Origin of the sequence: Dapis purpurea BLCC-M126 (genome assembly GCF_050015975.1) — a bacterium.
GTDB lineage: Bacteria > Cyanobacteriota > Cyanobacteriia > Cyanobacteriales > Microcoleaceae > Trichodesmium.
Map to the genome: position 1 here is coordinate 32,356 of NZ_JBNHER010000209.1, position 20,942 is coordinate 53,297.

Annotated in this window: 12 protein-coding genes; 8 read left to right on the forward strand and 4 right to left on the reverse strand. The window is 35.3% G+C overall.

Annotated elements, in window-relative coordinates; all coding sequences use genetic code 11:
• Window positions 1-194 precede the first annotated feature (194 nt).
• Entirely contained in the window at window positions 195-4,124 is a 3,930-nt protein-coding gene (locus tag ACP6PL_RS18355) for a hydantoinase B/oxoprolinase family protein (RefSeq protein ID WP_426546714.1), read from the forward strand.
• 339 nt (window positions 4,125-4,463) lie between these two features.
• On the forward strand, window positions 4,464-5,381 hold the full coding sequence (gene thrB, locus ACP6PL_RS18360) for a homoserine kinase (protein ID WP_426546715.1): 918 nt from the start codon (window positions 4,464-4,466) through the stop codon (window positions 5,379-5,381).
• A 73-nt stretch (window positions 5,382-5,454) separates the two neighbouring features.
• On the opposite strand, the gene ACP6PL_RS18365 is transcribed toward thrB, so the two are convergent.
• The 4 genes from ACP6PL_RS18365 to ACP6PL_RS18380 all read right to left on the reverse strand — a co-directional run bounded on the left by ACP6PL_RS18365 (window position 5,455) and on the right by ACP6PL_RS18380 (window position 12,353).
• A complete protein-coding gene (locus ACP6PL_RS18365; protein WP_426546716.1) occupies window positions 5,455-6,282 on the reverse strand; it encodes a PEP-CTERM sorting domain-containing protein in 828 nt (275 codons plus the stop codon).
• A gap of 1,479 nt (window positions 6,283-7,761) precedes the next feature.
• Window positions 7,762-10,005 (reverse strand): GumC family protein, encoded by a 2,244-nt coding sequence (locus ACP6PL_RS18370; RefSeq protein ID WP_426546717.1) that lies wholly within the window; start codon window positions 10,003-10,005, stop codon window positions 7,762-7,764.
• An 82-nt stretch (window positions 10,006-10,087) separates the two neighbouring features.
• Entirely contained in the window at window positions 10,088-11,539 is a 1,452-nt protein-coding gene (locus ACP6PL_RS18375; protein ID WP_426546718.1) for a polysaccharide biosynthesis/export family protein, read from the reverse strand.
• A 28-nt stretch (window positions 11,540-11,567) separates the two neighbouring features.
• Complete coding sequence (locus ACP6PL_RS18380) at window positions 11,568-12,353, reverse strand: class I SAM-dependent methyltransferase (protein ID WP_426546719.1); 786 nt, start codon at window positions 12,351-12,353, stop codon at window positions 11,568-11,570.
• A 234-nt stretch (window positions 12,354-12,587) separates the two neighbouring features.
• On the opposite strand from ACP6PL_RS18380, the gene ACP6PL_RS18385 reads away from it, so the two are divergent.
• The 6 genes from ACP6PL_RS18385 to ACP6PL_RS18410 all read left to right on the forward strand — a co-directional run bounded on the left by ACP6PL_RS18385 (window position 12,588) and on the right by ACP6PL_RS18410 (window position 20,589).
• Complete coding sequence (locus ACP6PL_RS18385) at window positions 12,588-14,066, forward strand: O-antigen ligase family protein (protein WP_426546720.1); 1,479 nt, start codon at window positions 12,588-12,590, stop codon at window positions 14,064-14,066.
• 118 nt (window positions 14,067-14,184) lie between these two features.
• Window positions 14,185-15,519, forward strand: coding sequence for a flippase (locus ACP6PL_RS18390; protein ID WP_426546721.1), 1,335 nt, complete (start codon window positions 14,185-14,187; stop codon window positions 15,517-15,519).
• A 114-nt stretch (window positions 15,520-15,633) separates the two neighbouring features.
• Window positions 15,634-16,569 (forward strand): glycosyltransferase family 2 protein, encoded by a 936-nt coding sequence (locus ACP6PL_RS18395; protein WP_426546722.1) that lies wholly within the window; start codon window positions 15,634-15,636, stop codon window positions 16,567-16,569.
• Window positions 16,570-16,693: 124 nt separating this feature from the next.
• Complete coding sequence (locus ACP6PL_RS18400; protein ID WP_426546723.1) at window positions 16,694-17,941, forward strand: glycosyltransferase family 4 protein; 1,248 nt, start codon at window positions 16,694-16,696, stop codon at window positions 17,939-17,941.
• Window positions 17,942-18,214: 273 nt separating this feature from the next.
• Window positions 18,215-18,940: a sulfotransferase family protein gene (locus tag ACP6PL_RS18405; protein WP_426546724.1), complete on the forward strand. Its 726-nt coding sequence runs from the start codon at window positions 18,215-18,217 to the stop codon at window positions 18,938-18,940.
• 764 nt (window positions 18,941-19,704) lie between these two features.
• Window positions 19,705-20,589, forward strand: coding sequence for a glycosyltransferase family 2 protein (locus ACP6PL_RS18410; protein ID WP_426546725.1), 885 nt, complete (start codon window positions 19,705-19,707; stop codon window positions 20,587-20,589).
• The last annotated feature ends 353 nt before the right edge of the window (window positions 20,590-20,942 follow it).

A 20,942-nucleotide genomic window follows, 5' to 3' on the forward strand; every position in this document is an offset into this window, starting at 1 on the left:
TTTATTAAGTGGAACTTCACGGATAAATGTTATCAATTCTGACTTCAGCTATATCGGCCTCTTTTGACAAACTGCACTTGGTATGTATGAATAATTATAAAAAAATATATGAAATTATGTTTTACAATTTAGTATCGCTATAACTACTACCACATTTAATTAAACAAATTACAATTATTATCCCTAAAATCAATATGAATATAACTAACACATCAATTACTAACAACCGTTGGCAATTTTGGATTGACCGTGGAGGTACATTCACAGACATAGTTGCTAAAGCTCCAGACGGTAAAATTATTATTCATAAACTACTATCAGAAAATCCAGAATGCTATCCCGATGCACCAGTTCAAGGAATTAGAGAAATATTAGGAATTTCTCAAAATCAACCTATACCTTCAAAAGAAATAGAAGTCATTAAAATGGGTACAACTGTTGCCACAAATGCTTTATTGGAAAGGAAAGGGGATCGAACAGTTTTAGTTATTAATAAAGGTTTTAAAGATGCTCTAAGAATTGGTTATCAAAACCGCCCCAATATTTTTGCCAGGCAAATTATTTTGCCTGAAATGCTCTATGAAAAAGTCATTGAGGTTGAGTCACGTTATACAGCTAAAGGTGAAGAACTAATTCCACTTCAAACAATAGAATTAGTTCCTCAATTGCAAACAATATATAAAGAAGGAATTAGAAGTTGTGCTATTGTTTTAATGCACGGTTATCGCTACCCGAAACACGAACAAAAAATCAAAGAAATTGCTCAAGAAATTGGATTTACTCAAGTATCTGTTTCCCACGAAGTTAGCCCTTTAATGAAATTAGTTAGTCGGGGAGATACTACAGTAGTTGATGCTTATTTATCACCAATTTTACGACGATATGTTAATCAAGTTAGGAGTTATTTAGATTTTTTTGAAAAGTCTGGAACAGATAATATAATTTTCGGAGAAAATTCCTCTTTGGAAAAGGAAGAAATGGAGCTTGGGGTAGGAGAAAAAACACACAAGAAACAAGATTTAACTTGGAATTTGGTAAAACAGAATTTCAATAATAAGGATACCTCAAAAATAGATCGAGTAAAACTAATGTTTATGCAGTCGAACGGTGGTTTGACAGATGCACAAAAATTTCAAGGTAAAGACAGTATTTTATCTGGTCCTGCTGGTGGAATTGTTGGAGCAGTTCAAACAAGCAAAAATGCAGGTTTTCATAAAATAATTAGCTTCGATATGGGTGGTACTTCTACCGACGTTGCTCATTACGCTGGAGCAGCAAATAAAACAATAGAATATGAACGAGAATTTGAAACAGAAATTGCTGGAGTCAGGTTACGAACTCCAATGATGTCGATACATACTGTCGCTGCCGGTGGAGGTTCAATTTTATTTTTTGATGGTGCCCGTTATCGTGTTGGACCTGAATCTGCAGGAGCAAATCCCGGACCTGCTGCTTATGGAAAAGGCGGACCTTTAACTGTCACAGATTGTAATTTAATGGTGGGAAAAATACAGCCAGAATTTTTTCCTAAAGTCTTTGGTAAGGATAGAAATTTACCTTTAAATTTGGAGATTGTTAGAGAGAAGTTTGCTCAGTTAGCAGCAGAAATAGGTAATAGTAAAAAAACAGAAGAAGTGGCAAGTGGATATTTAGCTATTGCCGTGGAAAAAATGGCAAATGCGATTAAAAAAATCTCTCTGCAAAAAGGTTATGATATTTCCGAATATACACTTTGTTGTTTTGGCGGAGCTGGAGGTCAACACGCTTGTTTAATTGCTGATGCTTTAGGCATGAAAAAAATATTTATTCATCCTTACGCCGGAGTTTTATCAGCTTATGGTATGGGATTAGCAGATATTCGAGTGATGAAGGAAAAGGCAGTTGAAAAAATACTAACTCCCGAATTATTACCAGAGTTAAAGGAAATTTTTACCAAGCTAGAAACCGAAACCAAACAAGAGTTAATAACAGAAAGTTTCTCCTCTACATATTCAGAGTTAGAATCTATTTCTTGTCATTCTGTATTATCCAAAGTTCACCTCAAATATCAAGGCAGTGACTCAACATTAATCATAGACTTTGCAGAAAATATCTCCACAATGAAAGCCGAATTTGAAACAGCTCATCAACAAAGATATGGATTTATCATGGCAGAAAAATCCTTAATAGTTGAAGCAGTTTCCCTAGAACTTATTCAGCAAATGGAAACCCCAGAAGAAACAGAAAAATCTCCCAGTAAAAAATCTCCTACAACTCCAGTTACAACAACACAAATTTACACCGCTGGAAAATGGCATGATACTCCTATTTATTTACGAGAAAATTTACAACCAGGAGACAAAATTAATAGCCCTGCCTTAATAATTGAAAAAACCGGAACTAATATTATCGAACCTGGATGGCAAGCAGAACTAACTGCCAAAAATCACCTCATTTTAACCCACAGCAAAACTTCAGAAACTCAAACAGAATTAACTCGCAAGTCTCAAGACAAAATTCAAACTTCAGCAGACCCAGTAATGCTAGAAATATTTAATAACCTATTTCGAGCGATCGCCGAACAAATGGGAATTACATTACAAAATACCAGTTCTTCAGTAAACATCAAAGAAAGACTAGATTTTTCCTGTGCTATTTTTGACCAGGATGGTCAATTAGTTGCTAATGCTCCTCACATTCCTATACATTTAGGTTCCATGAGTGAAAGTGTTAATGCCTTGATTTATGACAAAGGTGACTTCCTCAAACCAGGAGATGTTTATGTTTTAAATAATCCCTACAATGGCGGAACTCATCTGCCAGATATAACAGTTATTACTCCTGTATTTCCAACTCTACAAAAACCAAAATATTTTTCTTCAGAGAATGAGACAAATATTTCTCTAACCTCCTCTGAAAAGATAGAAAAAATAGAAACTCCCATATTTTATGTCGCCTCTCGCGGACATCATGCAGATATTGGCGGAATTACTCCCGGTTCCATGCCTCCCCACAGTAAAACAGTTGAAGAAGAAGGAATATTAATCGATAATTTTCAACTCGTAAAAAACGGAAAATTCCAAGAAACAGAACTCTTAAAAATTCTCACCTCCGGCAAATATCCTGCCAGAAACACCAGCCAAAATATCGCCGACTTACAAGCACAAGTAGCTGCCAATGAAAAAGGCGTACAAGAACTGCAAAAAATGACAGAAAATTATGGTTTAGAAATCGTACAAGCTTACATGAAATTTGTTCAAAATAACGCCGAAAACTCAGTACGCCAAGCAATCAAAAAATTATCTTCATCACTCACCAATAAAACTGCTACCTCTATCCTAGACGACAATAAGAAAATTTCAATTTCTGTCAGTATCGACAAAAAAAATCTCAGTGCAAAAATAGACTTCACAGACACATCTCCCCAACTTCCTAACAACTTCAACGCACCAACCGCAGTTTGTAGAGCAGCAGTATTATACGTCTTTCGTACCCTAGTTGATGATGATATTCCTCTCAATGCAGGTTGTCTCAAACCATTAGAAATTATCATTCCTCAAGGTAGTATGTTAGACCCAAAATATCCAGCAGCAGTAGTAGCAGGCAATGTAGAAACTTCCCAAGCAATCGCTGATACTTTATACAATGCTTTAGGAATAATGGCATCATCTCAAGGAACCATGAATAATTTTACTTTTGGCAATAGTAAATATCAATATTATGAAACTATATGTGGAGGTTCCGGTGCAGGTATGAACTTTCATGGCACCGATGCGGTACATACGCACATGACTAACTCCCGGTTAACCGATCCGGAAGTTTTAGAATGGCGCTTTCCAATATTACTGGAAAGTTTTACCATACGTTCTGGTAGTGGGGGTGAAGGTTTATATAAAGGTGGTAATGGAGTAATTCGGCGAATACGTTTTTTGGAGCAGATGACTGCCGGAATATTATCAGGTCATCGGGTTGTTTCTACACCTGGTTTGAATGGTGGGGGTGATGGTTTAGTAGGGAAAAATTATGTGGAACGGAATGATGGAAAAGTTGAAGAGTTGGGGGGTATTGCTACTGTGGAGATGAATGTAGGAGATGTATTTGTGATTGAAACTCCAGGTGGTGGGGGTTTTCAAGTCAAAAGTTAAAAGTCAAAAGTCAAAAGTTAAATTCTTGCTGTGGCTATATTTGAGAGGTGTTAGAATATCCTCAGTTTCCTAACAACTGCTGTAGTATTTGGATTAAACGTTAAAAAAATTGTAGGGGCAGGTTTAACCGAAAATCTTTACCCGCACGCAGCTTTAGTAGCACATGATATATTTGGGGGCGGGTTTATCTAACTTAATTTTAATGCCAATCAATTTAACGCGGAACCCGCTCCTATAAAAGTTAGCTAAGAAGATGAGAGCCAGGCGGTTTTAACCCCTGGATGAAAGATGAGCCACGGGATAAATCCCGTGGTATCCTACACCGTAAAAAAAACTGAAATGACAACTCCTTCCTCTATCACAGTTACTGTCCCCGCAACTACCGCAAATATAGGCCCTGGTTTCGACTGCCTCGGTGCTGCCCTCTCCTTATATAACCGCTTCAAATTCTCTATTGCGGATAGCGCAACAGAAGTAAAAATAACCGTCACAGGCAAAGAAGCTCCACGAGTCAGTACAGATAAAAGCAATCTTGCCTATCAAGCATTTATAAAATTATATGAAAATATCAACCAAACTCCCCCATCTGTGCTATTAGAAATCGACTTAGGCGTACCCTTAGCCAGAGGACTAGGAAGTTCGGCCACCGCAATAGTCGGAGGTTTAGTGGGGGCAAATCAACTAGCAGGTGCTCCTTTAAGCCAAACTGAAGTGATGAATTTAGCGATCGCCATTGAAGGACATCCAGATAATGTTGTACCTGCCTTACTGGGTGGTTGTCGTTTAACCGCTTCTACTCCCACAGGTTGGGAAATATGCGATATTCCCTGGCATTCTGATATTGTCCCAGTAGTAGCAATACCCAACTTTGAACTTTCAACAGCAGAAGCGCGACAAGTTCTGCCAACAGAATACAGTCGCGCTGATGCTATATTTAATTCTGCCCATTTGGGAATTTTGTTAAGAGGTTTAGAAACTGGTCGCGGAGAGTGGTTACAAGCTGGAATGCAAGATAAAATTCACCAACCCTACCGACAATCTCTAATTAAAGGATATGAATCTGTTCGTTCTGCTGCCTTAAATGCTGGTGCTTATGAAATGGTAATTAGTGGTGCAGGTCCGACTTTATTAGCACTGACAAACTCATTCACAAGTTCAACAGTAGTAACGGCAATGACTGAAGCTTGGAAAAATCAGGGAGTAGTTACAGAAGTACAAGCTTTGGAAATTGATACTAGAGGTGCAGTTTGTAGCTAGGATAATTATTTTTTAGCACCCAAACAATTAAGGTAGATGTCACTCCCTGAGTTCCGTATATCAATCAGGGTAATTAGTGTTGCTTCTTGCGGGAGCGAGATAGGAACATTGCACCAGCTACCATGCCTAAACCAGCTAAGGTTGCAGGTTCTGGAGTTGAGGCTACCTCAGATAGAACACCCCCGCCGGTAGCGCCAGATAATTGTGCTGTGAATACAAAATCATCAAAGTCGTTATCAGAACCATTAGGAGTACTGTCTTCAAAGAGTATATTTACTACATCTCCAGCCAATAAATCATTTATGAAAATAGACCTCCGCTGACCATTAGGAAGAAGATCGTCACGACCATTGAGAGAAAGAGTGCTATTACTATTTTCAGTACTATCATACTGATTCAGATTGTCAGGTTGATCTGGACCAACTCCAATTGTATATGTACCATCTGGGTTACGGCCTGTTCCACCAGTAACTACGTTAAACCAACCAGGGTTTAAAGTATCTGTAGAGAAGATAGTGTTTACATTCTCAATGGCTGATCCCGCAAAAGGATTTTCACCATCTGGGGTGAGACTTCTTAAGAAAAGTGAGTATTCAGTATCAGCAGCAAATGTGTAAGAAGTTTGTGGAGTAGAAATTGCAGAGAGATTTTGGTTGTCAGGGCCACCCGATCCATCTGTATTTTGAGTTTCCTCAAACAGGATTGTTTTTACTCCTGTATCCACGTTGAGTATACCTAGTTTTGATTGCCAATAGTTATAAGCCCCTAGAAACTGAAAATCTACTTCAGTTTCTTCTTCAAAGAAGATACCACTGTTATTAAAACTAGCAGCTTGAGCAGGCATAGCAGAGATTAAACCACCAGCGATCGCTGTTAAGAAGATAGATAATTTAGATTTCATTGTTCGTCCTCCGGTCAAATTATTTAATGTATGGTTTGTCTTGGTCTAATAATTTTTTTTACAACCCAGAAGTTAAAAAATTATCAACAGTGTTTTTTTAGATAAACAGATATAACAAATCATTAAAGTTTACTTGTTTGTAGAACCTTTATTTATTTGCTTTAAACTTAATATAACTGCTTTAAATCTCAAAATCAAGTGATTTTGCTCACCAAAATAATTCTTTTCTAAACCTTTAAAAAACTTTTTTTGCATCAATAATTACACTGATATGTACTCATATTTTTCGAGGAATAACCGAGAATATACTTAGTATTTTTCCAACAAAAAAAATAATAATTAAGAGGAATTACTTTAATTCAATAAATATACTTATCTTTGGGAGTTCAGCATTTTTTTTCTAGTGAAAATACGCAAATTTAGATAGTTGATACCACTGACACTTGAATATTTAATGACTTAGCAAATAGGACACAGCTAGATGAAATTGGACAGAGAAAATAGGCCACCTATTCAGATTGTGTTTAGTGGCCATTAAGTTGGTAGGTTTATTAAACGTAAAAAAAAATTGTAGGGGCTAGTTTAACCAAAAGTCTTTACTTCAAGACCATCTTGTTTTCAAAACCTGCCTCTAATGTTGCGTAAATTTTATGCTCACCTACTTAACAGTTGATTGTAAGTATAAAAAAAATAGAAAAAAGATTTAATTTTTTTTCCAAAGAAACCCGCGGCTGTCAATAAAAGCTTATCTCTAAGAAGCAAGCGATCGTATTAAGCTAGTGCCGCTACGCCGAAGTCAGAAGTCAGAAGTCAACCCACCCCTAACCCAACCCATCCCTAACCCCTCCTGGGAGGGGAAGAGGAGGGGAGCAGGAGGGAAAGTCAGAAGTATTGATTAGTAAGACTTTTCGGATGCATGTAATATCAAATCCGGTAGTATCGGTGTAATTAGATAGTTAATCTAGGAGTCAGGAGTCAGGAGTCAGGAGGAAAGGGAATTTAGAAACATTTGCTCTTGAATGAAGATGAAAATTTTTTTTATACCGAATTAAGCGGATTTGATATAACTGGTCAGTTATTTCCGCCATTCTGCACTAGTGTATTGATTATGGAAGCGGGGGCGGGTTTATCTAAATAATATCAAATCCGGTTAATTGCACATAGAATCTGGTCATAGGATATGTGTTGATAATTTTTTCAATTACTTTAATAGATATCTCGCTAAATTCGCCACCGGAGAGTGTTTACGGGTTTGTCTTCATCTCCCCATCCCCCCATCTCCCTATCCCCCCAACCATATCATAAGTATTCAACCGGATTTGATATAATTTGTAACACCATTAATTTAATGCGGAACGCGCCCCTACTATTACAACATTATAGGTATGTCACTATAGTAGATAGGCAAAATTAAATTTAAAATAATTACAACAAGTAAATTTAAAACTATTCTGACTCCTGACTCCTTCTGGAAATACCTCACCGTTTAATAAAATTGGTAACTGTTCCTAATGGTGAACCACCAGAAATTTTAAATCCCTCTAAACCTTTCGTTAACATAGAACGATCTGTCTTTTCAATGGCTACCACGACAATAGTTCCATCTGCATGAGCAGCTATTAAATTTGCGTCTGCTAAATTAATCAGTGGAGGCGTATCATAGATGACTAAATCAAAAAAAGCTTGAAATTGTTCCATCAAATATTGTTTCTTTTTAGATGAAAGCAACTTAATCGGATCTGGTGGCACTTGACCTGCAGTCAAAACAAATAGGTTATCATTTACAGGCGATCGCTGGATCGCATCATTCAAACTAAGATCTGTAGCAAGAGCATCGGTAAACCCCTGTAAATTAGGTAAACCCAAACGCAAATGAATTTGTGGGTTTCGCAGGTCAGCATCTACCAACAGAACTTTCTGACCTATAGCAGCAGCTATCTGAGCTAAGTTAACAGCAACAGTAGACTTACCATCTCCAGATGTAGAGGAAGTTATGACTAAAGATTGAAGTGACTTGTCATAAGTAAGCAAACGAATATTAGTATAAAAAGACCGAAAAGCCTCCAACAAGTTCGTATTACTGTAAATTAGCTCTAGAGGATCGCGCTCAACAAAATGGTTACCATTTCTATCCGTAGCCGTCAATACAGAAACTTTTTTTCTCTTACCCTTGAGTGGTTTCTTGAGTTCCTTAGCTACAGGAATCATTCCTAAGACAGGAAGTTTAGTAGCTGCTTTTACTTCTTCTGGAGTATGGAAGACTGTAATTAAAACCTCTATCAAAAAACCTGCACCCACACCCAGCAATGTACAGACAATTACCACTATAGCTAATTGACTTTTCGTTTTGGTAAATTCAGTAGGTATAAGATTGCCATTTGTATCTTTTAACAGTTGTGTTGCCTGAATCACTTGCCAAGGGACTTCTTGTCTAGCAGCATCAACTTCTAATGCTTCTAGTTTAGATAGAAACTCTTTGAGAGTATTCGTAGCAACTTCTAATTCTCTTTCTAAATCTCCATATTGACGTGCTACTATTGGTAGTTGTCTAAGTTGTTCATTCAGTTTTGTGATACTTTCACCGAAAGCTTTTTCCTTAGCTTCTTGTTCTTCAATTTTACCAGATATTTTATCTAATATACTTTCAGCCTCTTTATACCCTAAAGCATTCAAATTTTTTTGCTTTTCTCGTAGCATTTGCATTGGTTCGCTATCATCTAAAAATAAGGTTGACTGAGCCGCAACTTGACTTTCTAACTTCTGAATCTCTGTAATTAAGAAGTCATAAGCTTTATTTTCTACTGATAATACTGCAATAATATCTCCGTTTTCTAACTGTTGTTGTAGGTGATTATAGAGCGAGCGAGTTTCTGCTAATTCCCCTTGAACTTTTACTTGTTGTCTCTGAACAATCAATGACTCCTCCAACAATAATTTATCAGCTTTTATTGGATCAAATACATTATAATTTTGTCGTAGTGTTTGTACTTGTCCTTGCAATATATCAACACGCTCTCTTAAGTTAGGCAGTTTCTCTTTAATAAAGTTAATTCCTTGACGTAGATTAGTCAGACGTTCTTCTAAACTGTACTCTAAATAAGCTTGTTCTAAAGATTCTAATACAACTTTAACTTGTTTTGTGTCTTGATTTTTATACCTAACTACTAAAATTTTTGTACCTTGTTCTTGAGAACCTATTTGTACACTAATCCGACTAATTTCAATACCAGAGTTTAGTAGGTTATAATTTATATTTGGATACTCAGTATTCAATCTATCTACTATAGGTTCAAGTATAGTCGGACTCTTTAATACTCTAATTAAAGTTTCATAATCTATCAGACTATTGTCTTCTATTTTAATCCTTTGAATATCAGCACTAGCACCAACATTTTGAGCCATTAAAAATAGTCTAGCTAATCTCCCTTCCGCAGTAATTGGCTCTACTAATAATCTAAAAGAACCTTGATATACTGGAACTACTTGACGGGCACTTTTAACAATTAATCCTCCAGCAAGTACACTTAGTGTTAATCCTATACCTGCCATAATCAATAGACGACGGCGAACAACAGCAAAAATCCAACCTAAGTCAAAATTTTCATCCTCATTATCTCCTAGATTGGTTTGGGGAGCTTGAGTAAATGAAGGAGATAGTTGCTGACCGTTATTCTTATGTGTAATTTGTTCATAATTAGTTTCATAATCCATATCCAATGCCACTTGATTAAATATTTATTTATTATTTTTAGCCTCAAAATAGCCCTTAGTCTTATTTTATTAGTTCCATCTTAAATATTACCTGCTAAAAAACACCAAATACTTCAAAAAATCTCAGCACTGATAAGGTACTCACTCCAAATTCAAATGTAGTATTTAATGTATCTGATAGAGCAGCTATCCCATTCCTACTAATAACAACAACATCATTCTGGCGCAGCATGGGATTGGTTTTTTCATTAACTCCAGAAGCAAAATCAACAACTATAGTTTGTCGAGAAACAGTACCGTTGAAGTTCAGGCGAATTAGCTCTACAGAATTCCTCTTTGCCCTACTTCTATTAAATCCTCCTGCTTTTAATATAGCTTGATTCAAGGGAGTATTTGGCGGAACTTTAACTTGTCCTGGTCGTCTGACTTCCCCTACTACTGAAACTTCTATTTCATCGGGAGCAAAGCTAGCTGCTGCTAATTCAGGTGATTCTGCTGGATCGATATCTGAGGCAGTGGGAATTACAATCATATCTCCTTGCTGCAAAATTGCATCTTGATTAATATCTCCACTCTGTAGTAGTTCCCATAAATCTATATTTACTGTTTGGATAGCTCCCGCTCTCGTCTGTCGTCGCAGTTGGATATGACGAATATCAGCTAGTGGTTTAATTCCTCCGGCTAACTGAATTGCTCTTGTTAAAGTAGGTTGCCCACTAACGTTAAAGTCTGCTCCTGTATCTCCTCCACGGACAACATAAGCACCAGGACGTTCTACTTCTCCGACTACTGTCACATTTCGGGGTTGATCTATAGGGATAGCAAAAACAGTTGTAGCTATTTGTCTTGTTTCTTCGAGATCGATACTTTGGGTACTCGGTATAAAAATTGAGTCTCCATCTCGCAAGGTAATATCTTGAGGGAGATTGCCACTTGTCAGCATTTCCCAAAGATTAATATTAATAATTATCTCTTTATTTCCTCTTTGGGGGCGACGAATTTTAATTTGTCCTATGTCGGCAGCTAGGGTGATTCCCTTTGCTTGTTCTATTGCCTGAAGCAAAGTAGGATATTGAGTTCCAGGACTTTGGCCTACCCCAGATTTTAAGGCCACTGCATAAGATCCTGCTTGATTTACTTCCCCAGAAATCCAGATATTGAACGGCCGAGAAGCTTTAAGTTTAACTGCTACAATCGAGCGTTTGAGGATATTTGCATATTTAGCAGAAATAGCATCGCCAGCTTCAGTAATTGTTAATCCCTTAAGATACAAACTACCCACCAAAGGCAAATCTATCACTCCATCTACTGGAATTTGATAGTCCCCGCTATAGTCAGGTACACCCAGTATATCAATATTAATTATATCTCCTCCACCTAACCTATATGCACTCTTAGTTAGATTAGAATCTATTTCTACTAATTCTAAGACCGAATTATTGTTTTGATTAACTGGCTGTGCTAGGATATAGTTTAATTTTATTAGGCTAAATAAATTAAAGTAGCTTAAACCTAATAATAATCTAGCAATCAGGGAAACTCGCATCTACATTAGTCCCTTTGTAAATTAATTATTACTTATGATTCTCAACTGGGGAATTTTTGACGAATAATCCAATGGTCATATTTCCTAACCATCCAGCAAATAAATCTAATAAAGAATAGCAAAGTTGTACCACGACCTTCCCCCTTTGGCCACCACCAAAAATTTTTCCTACCTTATCCATAACTAAATTATGATTCCATAAACGAATTACTTCGATCTGGCAGGGCAATTGCAAAACATAGCTCTTAACTGCTTGTTCAAACATTAACTTATTCCACCGAAATACATAGTTAACTGCACCGCCATGATCTTCCCATTCCATTCCTAGTGAGTTTGCTACTATTCCAGCATGGGGTTCAATCATAATTACTGCTTTCTTAGCCACCCGAATCATCTCTGTTAAACCCAGAAATGGACGAGGCAGATGATGTAGTCCATCTTGTACTAAGACTAAATCGTAGGATTCATCTGGTATTTCCAGATTTTCTGCATTCATAACTTTTGTTTTGAGGCGTGAGTCTCTGACTTGACATCCCTCTATCGCATTTTCAGATATGTCTGAAACTGTAACTGAGCGAAAGCCCATGTTAGCTAAAACGCTACCTTCTCCACCTACCCCACCACATATTACTAATACATCCCAGTCTTGAGGTGATGAATTAGTCATTTTCATTAGATGTTTGACTCCTATCTGAAGTCTTCTGTCAAGTAGATATCTGGTTAGGGGATTGGTATCATCCCAATAAGACCAATTATTAGACTTTGAGTAAATATCCTCAAACGTCTCTTTTTGTTTTTCTACTCCTGTATTCATGTGTGAATTTTCCTTGTTAATATTAGTAAATCTAATTTACTGGCCTCATAATAACTAGAGCCTAATTTAATTTTAGTATATAAAACTAAGAATATGATGATTTTATAGATTCAATTTAGAAGTTTTGGTATAGGAAACTTTAAGGATTTTCAACGGCATAAAAAAATTACTAACTAGGATAATTTAGGGTAAAATAAATAATGATTTTTTTTGAGAGTTAAATTGTAGCTAATTATGAAAGAGCTACTGACAAATCCAATAATTTTACTGCCGATTTTAGGATGTGGGGTAATATATCTACTTCTAGCTTTTTTGGCAGTTAGTCGTAATCAAAAGTTGGGTGCTTTAGCAGAAAAACTGGTAGTTGGATTATATTTATTTATGATGCCAGGATTAGGTATTGCTCCTTTTTCTACATTTCATCCTATTGCTCTAGCTCACCCTGCAAAAAGTTTGCCATCTATGATAGTTCAATTAGGGTTATATGGGGCATTGCTTTTTATTCTCTCACCACGATTAAAATATACTCTCAAATATTCTCTTGATTTAGTAGCTCTTTTATTACAAAAAAATCCAGGTTTATGTTTATATTTATTTCTAATACTGCTGTCATTTGGCTGGTCTGACACTCCAATTTATACTTTAAAATATAGTTTGGTTTTGCTAGGAACTACATTTTTTTCTATCTACATTATTAAACAATATTCTTATCTAGAGCTATCTAGTTTACTCAGATGGGGTTTTGTCATAACAGCATTTCTCAGTACATTTTATAGTAAATTTAAGCCCGCAATTGGTATTAATAGAGCCAAAAATAGCTGGCAAGGTATTATTGACCACCCTAATAAATTAGCAGCTTTGATGGCTTTAAGCGCTATTTTGTGGGGATTAGAAGCAATTGAAAATCCTAAAAACCGTTGGTTATCTATAGGGGCAGTTTTGTACTCACTTTTTGTCCTGAAAATGGCAGAATCAGGAGGCGCACAGGTACAATTTTTAATTGGTACAATCACTGTTTTATCAGTAAGATTTCTCAAAAAATTACCTTTTCAATGGAGTTTATTTTTTGTTGTACTTTTTCTTATCCTATCTATTAGTGGATTTATTGTTATTACAAATAATTTAGAAGCTATAATTGTTGATGGTTTGGGCAAGGATATTACTTTAACAGGAAGAACACCTTTATGGGCTTATTTATTTGCAGAAAAAATTCCTAAACGTCCTTGGTTAGGCTATGGATTTCATGGTTTTTGGCAGCCTTGGCGTGGTGCTGATAATCCAGCAGCAAATCATATTAGTGGTGAATTAAGGATGCCTTCTGGTGGCGGATACTGGATTCCTCCTCATTCTCATAATGGTTTTGTAGAAATTATTATTGATTTAGGTTTAATCGGATTTATTGCTTTTGCTTTGTCTTTTTGTACGGCTTTAGTTCAGGCAATACAATATTTAACTTCTCCTCAAAAAGGAGAGTCTAATCTGGAATCAGTTTTGCCTATTTTATTATTAATTTTTATAGTTTTCCCCAACCTGACAGAAATACCTTTAGTGGAGAATAATCATAATTGGTACTATTATATATTTGTAGCCGTTGGGATTTCCCTTAAAACTTCAAGGAAAAATTTTCGTGTAGAACCTGGGTTAAAAAAACTTCCTTATCATCAAAATTTATTGATTGCTGAAGCCAGAAAAAAAGGAAATATAAAAACATGACTAGATATCTGGATTGATTACATACTCATTCACCAATATCTTGGATTAAAAATCTCTACCTCAAAATTATTTTTTTTCTACTTCAACAACAGGGAAACAATTAAATAATCAAATCATTATGTTGAAAAAGTTAGCAGGATTAAAGCAAAAGTTTAGCCCAAATTTCCAACAGATTGTTGGTAATACTGCATGGCTTTTAGGTGATAAATTTCTACGGATGGGGTTAGGTCTTCTAGTTGGGGTATGGGTAGCTCGTTATTTAGGTCCTGAAAGATTTGGTCTATTAAACTATGCTATTGCTTTGGTTGCTCTATTTACTACATTTGCCACTCTGGGATTGAACAATATTATCATCCGTGATGTTGTTCGTAAGCCCCATGAAAAAGATGAAGTCATGGGTACTGCTTTTGTTTTAAAACTAATTGGTGGTTTATTGATATCTATATTGACAGTTAGTTTAATTTATCTGTTTAAACCTGACGATCGCCAAACTCTATTTTTAGTAGCAATTATTAGTACAGGCATGATTTTTCGCGCCTTTGATGTAATTGAATTTTGGTTTCAGGCTCAAGTTAAATCAAAATATATAATTTTTGCTAAAACATCAGGATATTTGTTACTTAATATAGTTAAAATTATGGCTATTTATGTCCAAGCTCCTATCAGTGTATTTGCAGGTATTTGGTCGGCAGAAATTATTTTAGGTGCTGTGGGATTAGCTATAGTTTATCAATGGCAAGGGTATCTACTCAAAGCATGGTCTTGGAGCTTTAGACGTGCTAAATTTTTACTTACAGAAAGTTGGCCTCTAATTATTTCTGGGATTGTAATTATGATTTATATGCGTACCGATCAAATTATGTTAGGAGAAATGATTGGTGGTTCAGCAGTAGGTATTTATTCTGCAACGGTCAGAATATCAGAAATGTGGTATTTAATTCCCAATACTTTAGTTCAGTCGGTCTTTCCAAAAGTTGTTCAAGCTAGAGAAATTAGCGAAAAAATATACTATGAAAGACTACAACAATTGTTTTATAGTGTTGCAGCTTTAAGTTATAGTTTTGCTATTCCCATAACTTTTTTTTCTACACAAATTATGACTCTAATTTATGGAGATCATTATGCGGCAGCAGGACCAGTATTTTCTATACATATTTGGTCAGGATTATTTGTATCATTAGGAGTAGCAAGAGGCCCTTGGTTAATTACAGAAGGATTGACTAAATTTTCGGCAGCATCTACTGCTACTGGAGCAGTAATAAATGTGGTTTTAAACTATTTTTTAATTGCTAAATATGGCATTATAGGAGCAGCGATTGCTACTGTTATTTCTCAGATATTTGCCTCCTATGTCTGCCATCTATTTGTCTCTAAAACTAGAATTATTTTTATGCAGCAAACTAAAGCTTTAGTACCAATTAATTTATTAATCAATTCGATTTCTAAAAAATAATTAATTCTTTTTAAAGTAATTATCAATACAATGCAGAATTAAATTAAATTGTTAAAAAATATTACTTTTGTTGATTCAAGAGATAAGGAATTAATATAATAAAACAGAAATAAAATGGTTGATTTGGTTGATTGGCAAATGCAAACTCCTGTAGCTTTTTTAGTATTTAATAGACCTGATGTCACAGAGAAAGTATTTGCAGAAATCCGAAAGGCAAAACCACCTCAACTATTAGTAGTTGCTGATGGACCTCGTAAAGAAAGACCAGATGAAATTGAAAAATGCCAAGCAGTACGTTCCATAATTGAAAAAGTAGATTGGGAATGCCAAGTATATAAAAATTATTCTGATATAAATTTAGGGTGCAAGTTACGAGTTTCTAGTGGTTTAAATTGGGTTTTTGAGACAGTAGAAACGGCAATAATTTTAGAAGATGACTGTTTACCACATCCAACATTTTTCCGTTTTTGTGACGAATTGCTTGCTAAATATCGTGAAGATAAACGAGTAATGATGATTAGTGGAACAAACACTTTAGGAGAATGGAAATCAAACATTCAAAGTTATCATTTCTCCTATTTTGGCATGATTTGGGGATGGGCTTCTTGGCGGAGAGCATGGCAGTATTATGATGTGGAAATGAAGTTATGGGCAATGCCAGAAATGAAAACTCTAGTCAGGGATGTTTTAGGAAATGACAAACAATATAACCGAATCAAAAAAGGATTAGATAGGATTTATGATGGTTATGATACTTGGGATTATCAATTTGCTTTTAGCCGTTTTTCTCAATCAGGTTTAACAATTACTCCTGCAGTTAATTTAATCTCTAATATTGGTTTTGATGCAGAAGCAACTCATACTCAAACTCCAGTAGCAGGAATATCTAATCTGAATTTTAAACCTATGTCTTTTCCTCTAAAAGAACCTTATGGGGTGGGAGTAGACCGAGAGTTTTCAGAAAAACATAATCAAAAATTTATGCCCAGAAGTTTACCCCAAAAAATTCAAAAGAAATTGAAAGAAATATTGGCAAAAAAATCTATATAAAAAATTCAATGAAAATGAAAGTGAATTTAATCAAATTATGTCTTATTTGAAATTCTGATGTTAATTGGTGTAGCTGAAGGATGAGAAACAAGTAATATGGAAAATTAACATTTATATCTGATTTATGACTGTTTTACTTATTAATAGCAATGATAGTAGTGGAGGTGCTGCTCGTGCTGCTTATCAATTACATCAGGGATTTCAAAAAATTGGCTTGGATTCCCAGATGTTAGTGCAAACTAAACGCACTGATAACTCAACAGTAACTTTACAACAGGCAAAATTAAATCGTAAAATAGCTCAGTCTATTCCTAATCTGACAACTTGGCCTCTACCAATATATCGGCAACGAGAAAAGTTATTATTCTCTCCCCAATGGTTTCCAGACCGACTGGTAAATCAAGTCAAACAGATTAATCCAAGTATTATTAATTTACATTGGATATGTCAAGGATTTGTTAAAATAGAAACGTTACCTAAATTCAAAAAACCTTTAGTCTGGACTTGCCACGATATGTGGCCTTTTACCGGGGGGTGTCATTACTCCCGCAAATGCGATCGCTACCAAGAATCTTGTGGGACTTGTCCTATTCTCCATAGCCATCAAAAAAGGGATTTATCTAATTGGGTTTGGAAACGTAAAGCAAAAGCCTGGAAAAATCTAAACTTAACAATAGTTACACCCAGTTCCTGGTTAGCTAAATGTGTAAGTTCTAGTTCCCTATTTAAAGACTTAGCAGTTAGGGTGATTCCTAATGGTTTGGATCTTGAAAGATTTAAACCCATAGATCGGAAAATAGCTAGGCAAATTCTCAACTTACCCCAAGACAAGCAACTGATATTATTTGGGTCTTTAAGTCCAACCAGCGATCGTCGCAAAGGATTTCATCTGTTACAACCAGCTTTACAAAGTTTAAGTCAAGCAGGGTGGCAAGATAAAATTCAGTTAGTAATATTTGGTTCTTCTCAACCACAAGAAACACCAGAGTTAGGTTTTAAATGTCGTTATCTAGGACGATTTGATGATGATATTTCTCTGGCTTTAGTTTATACTGCTGCAGATGTCTTTGTAGCTCCTTCGGTTCAAGATAACTTGCCAAATACAATTATGGAAGCGATCGCCTGTGGGACTCCTTGTGTAGGATTTAATATTGGCGGTATTCCCGATATGATAGATTCTCAATTAAATGGGTATTTAGCCAAACCTTTTGAGACAGAAGACCTAGCTCAAGGAATAGCTTGGGTATTGGAAAACCCAGAAAGACATAAAAAATTATCTCATCAAGCTCGCGAAAAAGCTCGAAAAGAATTTTCCCAAGAACTACAAGCACAACGCTATTCCTCTCTTTTTCAAGAAATTTTACAAAAATAGTGTCATTCTATAGTGGGTTTTACTACCGAATGTCACCCGAACAGAAAGATTTGATAATGCTTTGTATTAAAATTATACAGTAACTAAATTTATTAAATTATGATTCCAGTTCCGGCGATCCCTGCCAACTCAACAACCCTCATTCTGGGAATACTATGATCTTGACGAAGGCAACTAACTAGGATAAATTAGTAACATAGATGGAAAGAAAAATACTAAGTAAGGAGTAGCTTAATGATCCAAAATTTAAAAAAAAATAAAATAATAAGTCAATTGATATATTGGATCAAAAAAAAGCAGTTAGAAGAACGAGATCAGGCAGTTTATTCCTTACATCCAATAATTCGGATTGATAAGTATAAAGTAATTTATTTTCCTATTCCTAAAGTTGCTACTTCAACATTAAAATATATAAGTGCAAAGTTACTAGAATTAGAAAATATAGATAGTTTAGAGTTAGAAGACATACATGAATTTATCTTTCCTTCAGTGGAAAGAAAAAACCTACATAAATATCAGGATTACTATAAATTTGGTTTTGTGAGAAATCCATGGGAACGTTTATTTTCATGTTACAAATCAAAAATTAAAGTCGATCCCAATTATAATCATCCTGATTATCAAGACGGGATATCAAAGCGATTTGTTCGATACAACTTATTCCGAGCGGGAATGTCTTTTGAGGAATTTGTCAAAGCTATATCGCAAATACCCGATCCAGACAGTGATTTTCATTTTAAATCTCAATATATATTTTTTACTAATAACAAAGGAGAGGAAGTAGTCAATTTCATAGGTCGTTATGAATCTCTACAAGAAGATTGGAAAAAAGTTCGTGATGCAAGTAATTTACCAGCTATAGAATTACCTCATCTAAACAAAGAAAGTTCTAAGCATTACTCAGAATATTATACTCCAGAAACTATCGATATAGTAAGTGCTAGATACGCTGAAGACATCAATAAGTTTGGTTATAAATTTGAGTTTAAACCCAATTGAGAAAAATATTAAATGTTAACTGGTGGGTGAGTAAAAAAACGATACTTAATTTTATTAAGAGTAGATGTTTAGCTTATCTGTAGCTATGTAGATAGTCATTACAATAAAATTAATGCTCCTGCTTTGAAAAAAGGAGATGTACTATTTTGGAACTCCCATACAATTAATGATGCCTTACCTACTCAAGACTTGAATTATTCTCAAAAATCTCTGACGGTTCACTATTTACCAAGCCAATATCAGTTTGGTAGTTGCTATACAGTAAGACCTCGAAATGTAGAATATGGGAGCTACAAAGAAATTAAAATATGAATTAGTTCCTAAATATGTATAAAAAATATTCTTTGTCAGCTAAACTCAGAACAGATTTGTATAATTTTTTGTGGAAGTAACCCAAACTAATGCGTTTATATTAAGGTGAAAAAATAATCTGATAAACCCTTGAGTCAAGGCTTAGAAAATAAGACAGTTTGAGTAGTAATATCATGTTCGGTTGAATACTTATAAATCATGATTGAAGGAAGGAGTCAGGAGTCAGTAGTCAGGAGAGAAAGAGTAAATTTAGAATGAATAAGATTTATGATAACTAATTATCTGAACATGATATAACTCTCTGTGCTAAAACACTCACAAGATAAATACCAAAATTATCTAATGTTTGGATAAAATATGAGGAGAAAAACGGTCAAAGTATAATACCTAAAATCAACAAAATTTACAGGAGTAAAATTTCCTGTGAGAAAATTACCATTACTGACAAACCAATGGAACGAAAAACCATCGCCATATTAATGACTTGCTTTAACCGCAAAGAAAAAACTTTAGCAAGTTTGGGAGGAATATTTAACCAAAAAATCCCAGAAAATATCCAACTTCAAGTTTATTTAGTAGATGATGGTAGTACCGACGGTACCTCTGAGGCAATTAGTCAAACATACCCTCAAGTCAAAATTATTCCTGGGGATGGAGGACTATTCTGGAATGGTGGGACAAGACTTGCCTTTGCCACAGCACTCCAAGATGACCAAGACTATTATATGTGGCTGAATGATGATACTACTCTCTACCCGGAAGCCATAGAAAAATTGCTATCGACTTTAGACCAAGTTCTCAAAACAGGAGCAGCAAACCCTGTAATAGTTGGTTCCACTTGTGACCCAGAAACAGGTAATCTAACTTATGGTGGTATGGTGCGGAGTGCTTGGTGGCATCCTCTCAAGTATAAGTTAGTTAATCCAACAGAAGTACCCCAAGTTTGTCACACCATGAATGGTAATTGCGTACTTATTCCTAAATCTACTGCTAAAGTTGTGGGAAATTTAGATTCTAATTTTGTTCATAGTACAGGAGATATTGACTATGGTTTACGGGTGAGAAAAGCAGGCGGTTCGGTTTGGTTAACTCCTGATTATGTAGGAACTTGTACTGTTAATCCTCCAGAAACAGATATTTGGGAAAATCAAAATTTGACCTTTTCTCAACGTTTACAGAAAATTAAACAGCCAAAAGGTTTGCCAGTTCAAGAATGGAAAGTATTTACCCAACGTCATGCAGGGTTATTATGGCCGTTGTATTGGGGATTACCTTATCTAAGGTTGCTATTGGCAGGTGTTTTTGGTGGTAAAATGGGATATAGGATTAATGATTAAAATCCTTCAACACTCAACACTAAATTTTTCAAACTATTTAAAAAAAATTTCCATCCTTCCCAAACCTCTAGCTGACAAAATTGATGGAAAATAGTAAATTTAAACCTTCTTCCCTCTTCCTTAGTTAAGATATTTAAGAGACTGTTTGTCAAATAAGTATTAAGAAAAAAGTTTCACAACTCAATTTTAAAGCTTGAATAAGACAAGGGATTGAAACAAATTTATAGGGGAGGAGAGATGAGTATTCATACTCCTGAAATTCCGGTTAATTTCTTGATAACAAATAATTGTTTTTTTGCCTATTCCCTATTCCTTGTTCCCTGTTCTCTATCTTCATTTTTTTATATTTCCTT

Excerpts from the sequence above, each read along its gene's own strand:
- ACP6PL_RS18380 (WP_426546719.1), bottom strand. The coding sequence starts at position 12,353 with ATGAATACAGGAGTAGAAAAACAAAAAGAGACGTTTGAGGATATTTAC.
- ACP6PL_RS18355 (WP_426546714.1), top strand. The coding sequence starts at position 195 with ATGAATATAACTAACACATCAATTACTAACAACCGTTGGCAATTTTGG.
- ACP6PL_RS18395 (WP_426546722.1), top strand. The coding sequence starts at position 15,634 with ATGGTTGATTTGGTTGATTGGCAAATGCAAACTCCTGTAGCTTTTTTA.
- ACP6PL_RS18400 (WP_426546723.1), top strand. The coding sequence starts at position 16,694 with ATGACTGTTTTACTTATTAATAGCAATGATAGTAGTGGAGGTGCTGCT.
- ACP6PL_RS18410 (WP_426546725.1), top strand. The coding sequence starts at position 19,705 with ATGGAACGAAAAACCATCGCCATATTAATGACTTGCTTTAACCGCAAA.
- thrB (WP_426546715.1), top strand. The coding sequence starts at position 4,464 with ATGACAACTCCTTCCTCTATCACAGTTACTGTCCCCGCAACTACCGCA.
- ACP6PL_RS18375 (WP_426546718.1), bottom strand. The coding sequence starts at position 11,539 with ATGCGAGTTTCCCTGATTGCTAGATTATTATTAGGTTTAAGCTACTTT.
- ACP6PL_RS18385 (WP_426546720.1), top strand. The coding sequence starts at position 12,588 with ATGAAAGAGCTACTGACAAATCCAATAATTTTACTGCCGATTTTAGGA.
- ACP6PL_RS18365 (WP_426546716.1), bottom strand. The coding sequence starts at position 6,282 with ATGAAATCTAAATTATCTATCTTCTTAACAGCGATCGCTGGTGGTTTA.
- ACP6PL_RS18390 (WP_426546721.1), top strand. The coding sequence starts at position 14,185 with ATGTTGAAAAAGTTAGCAGGATTAAAGCAAAAGTTTAGCCCAAATTTC.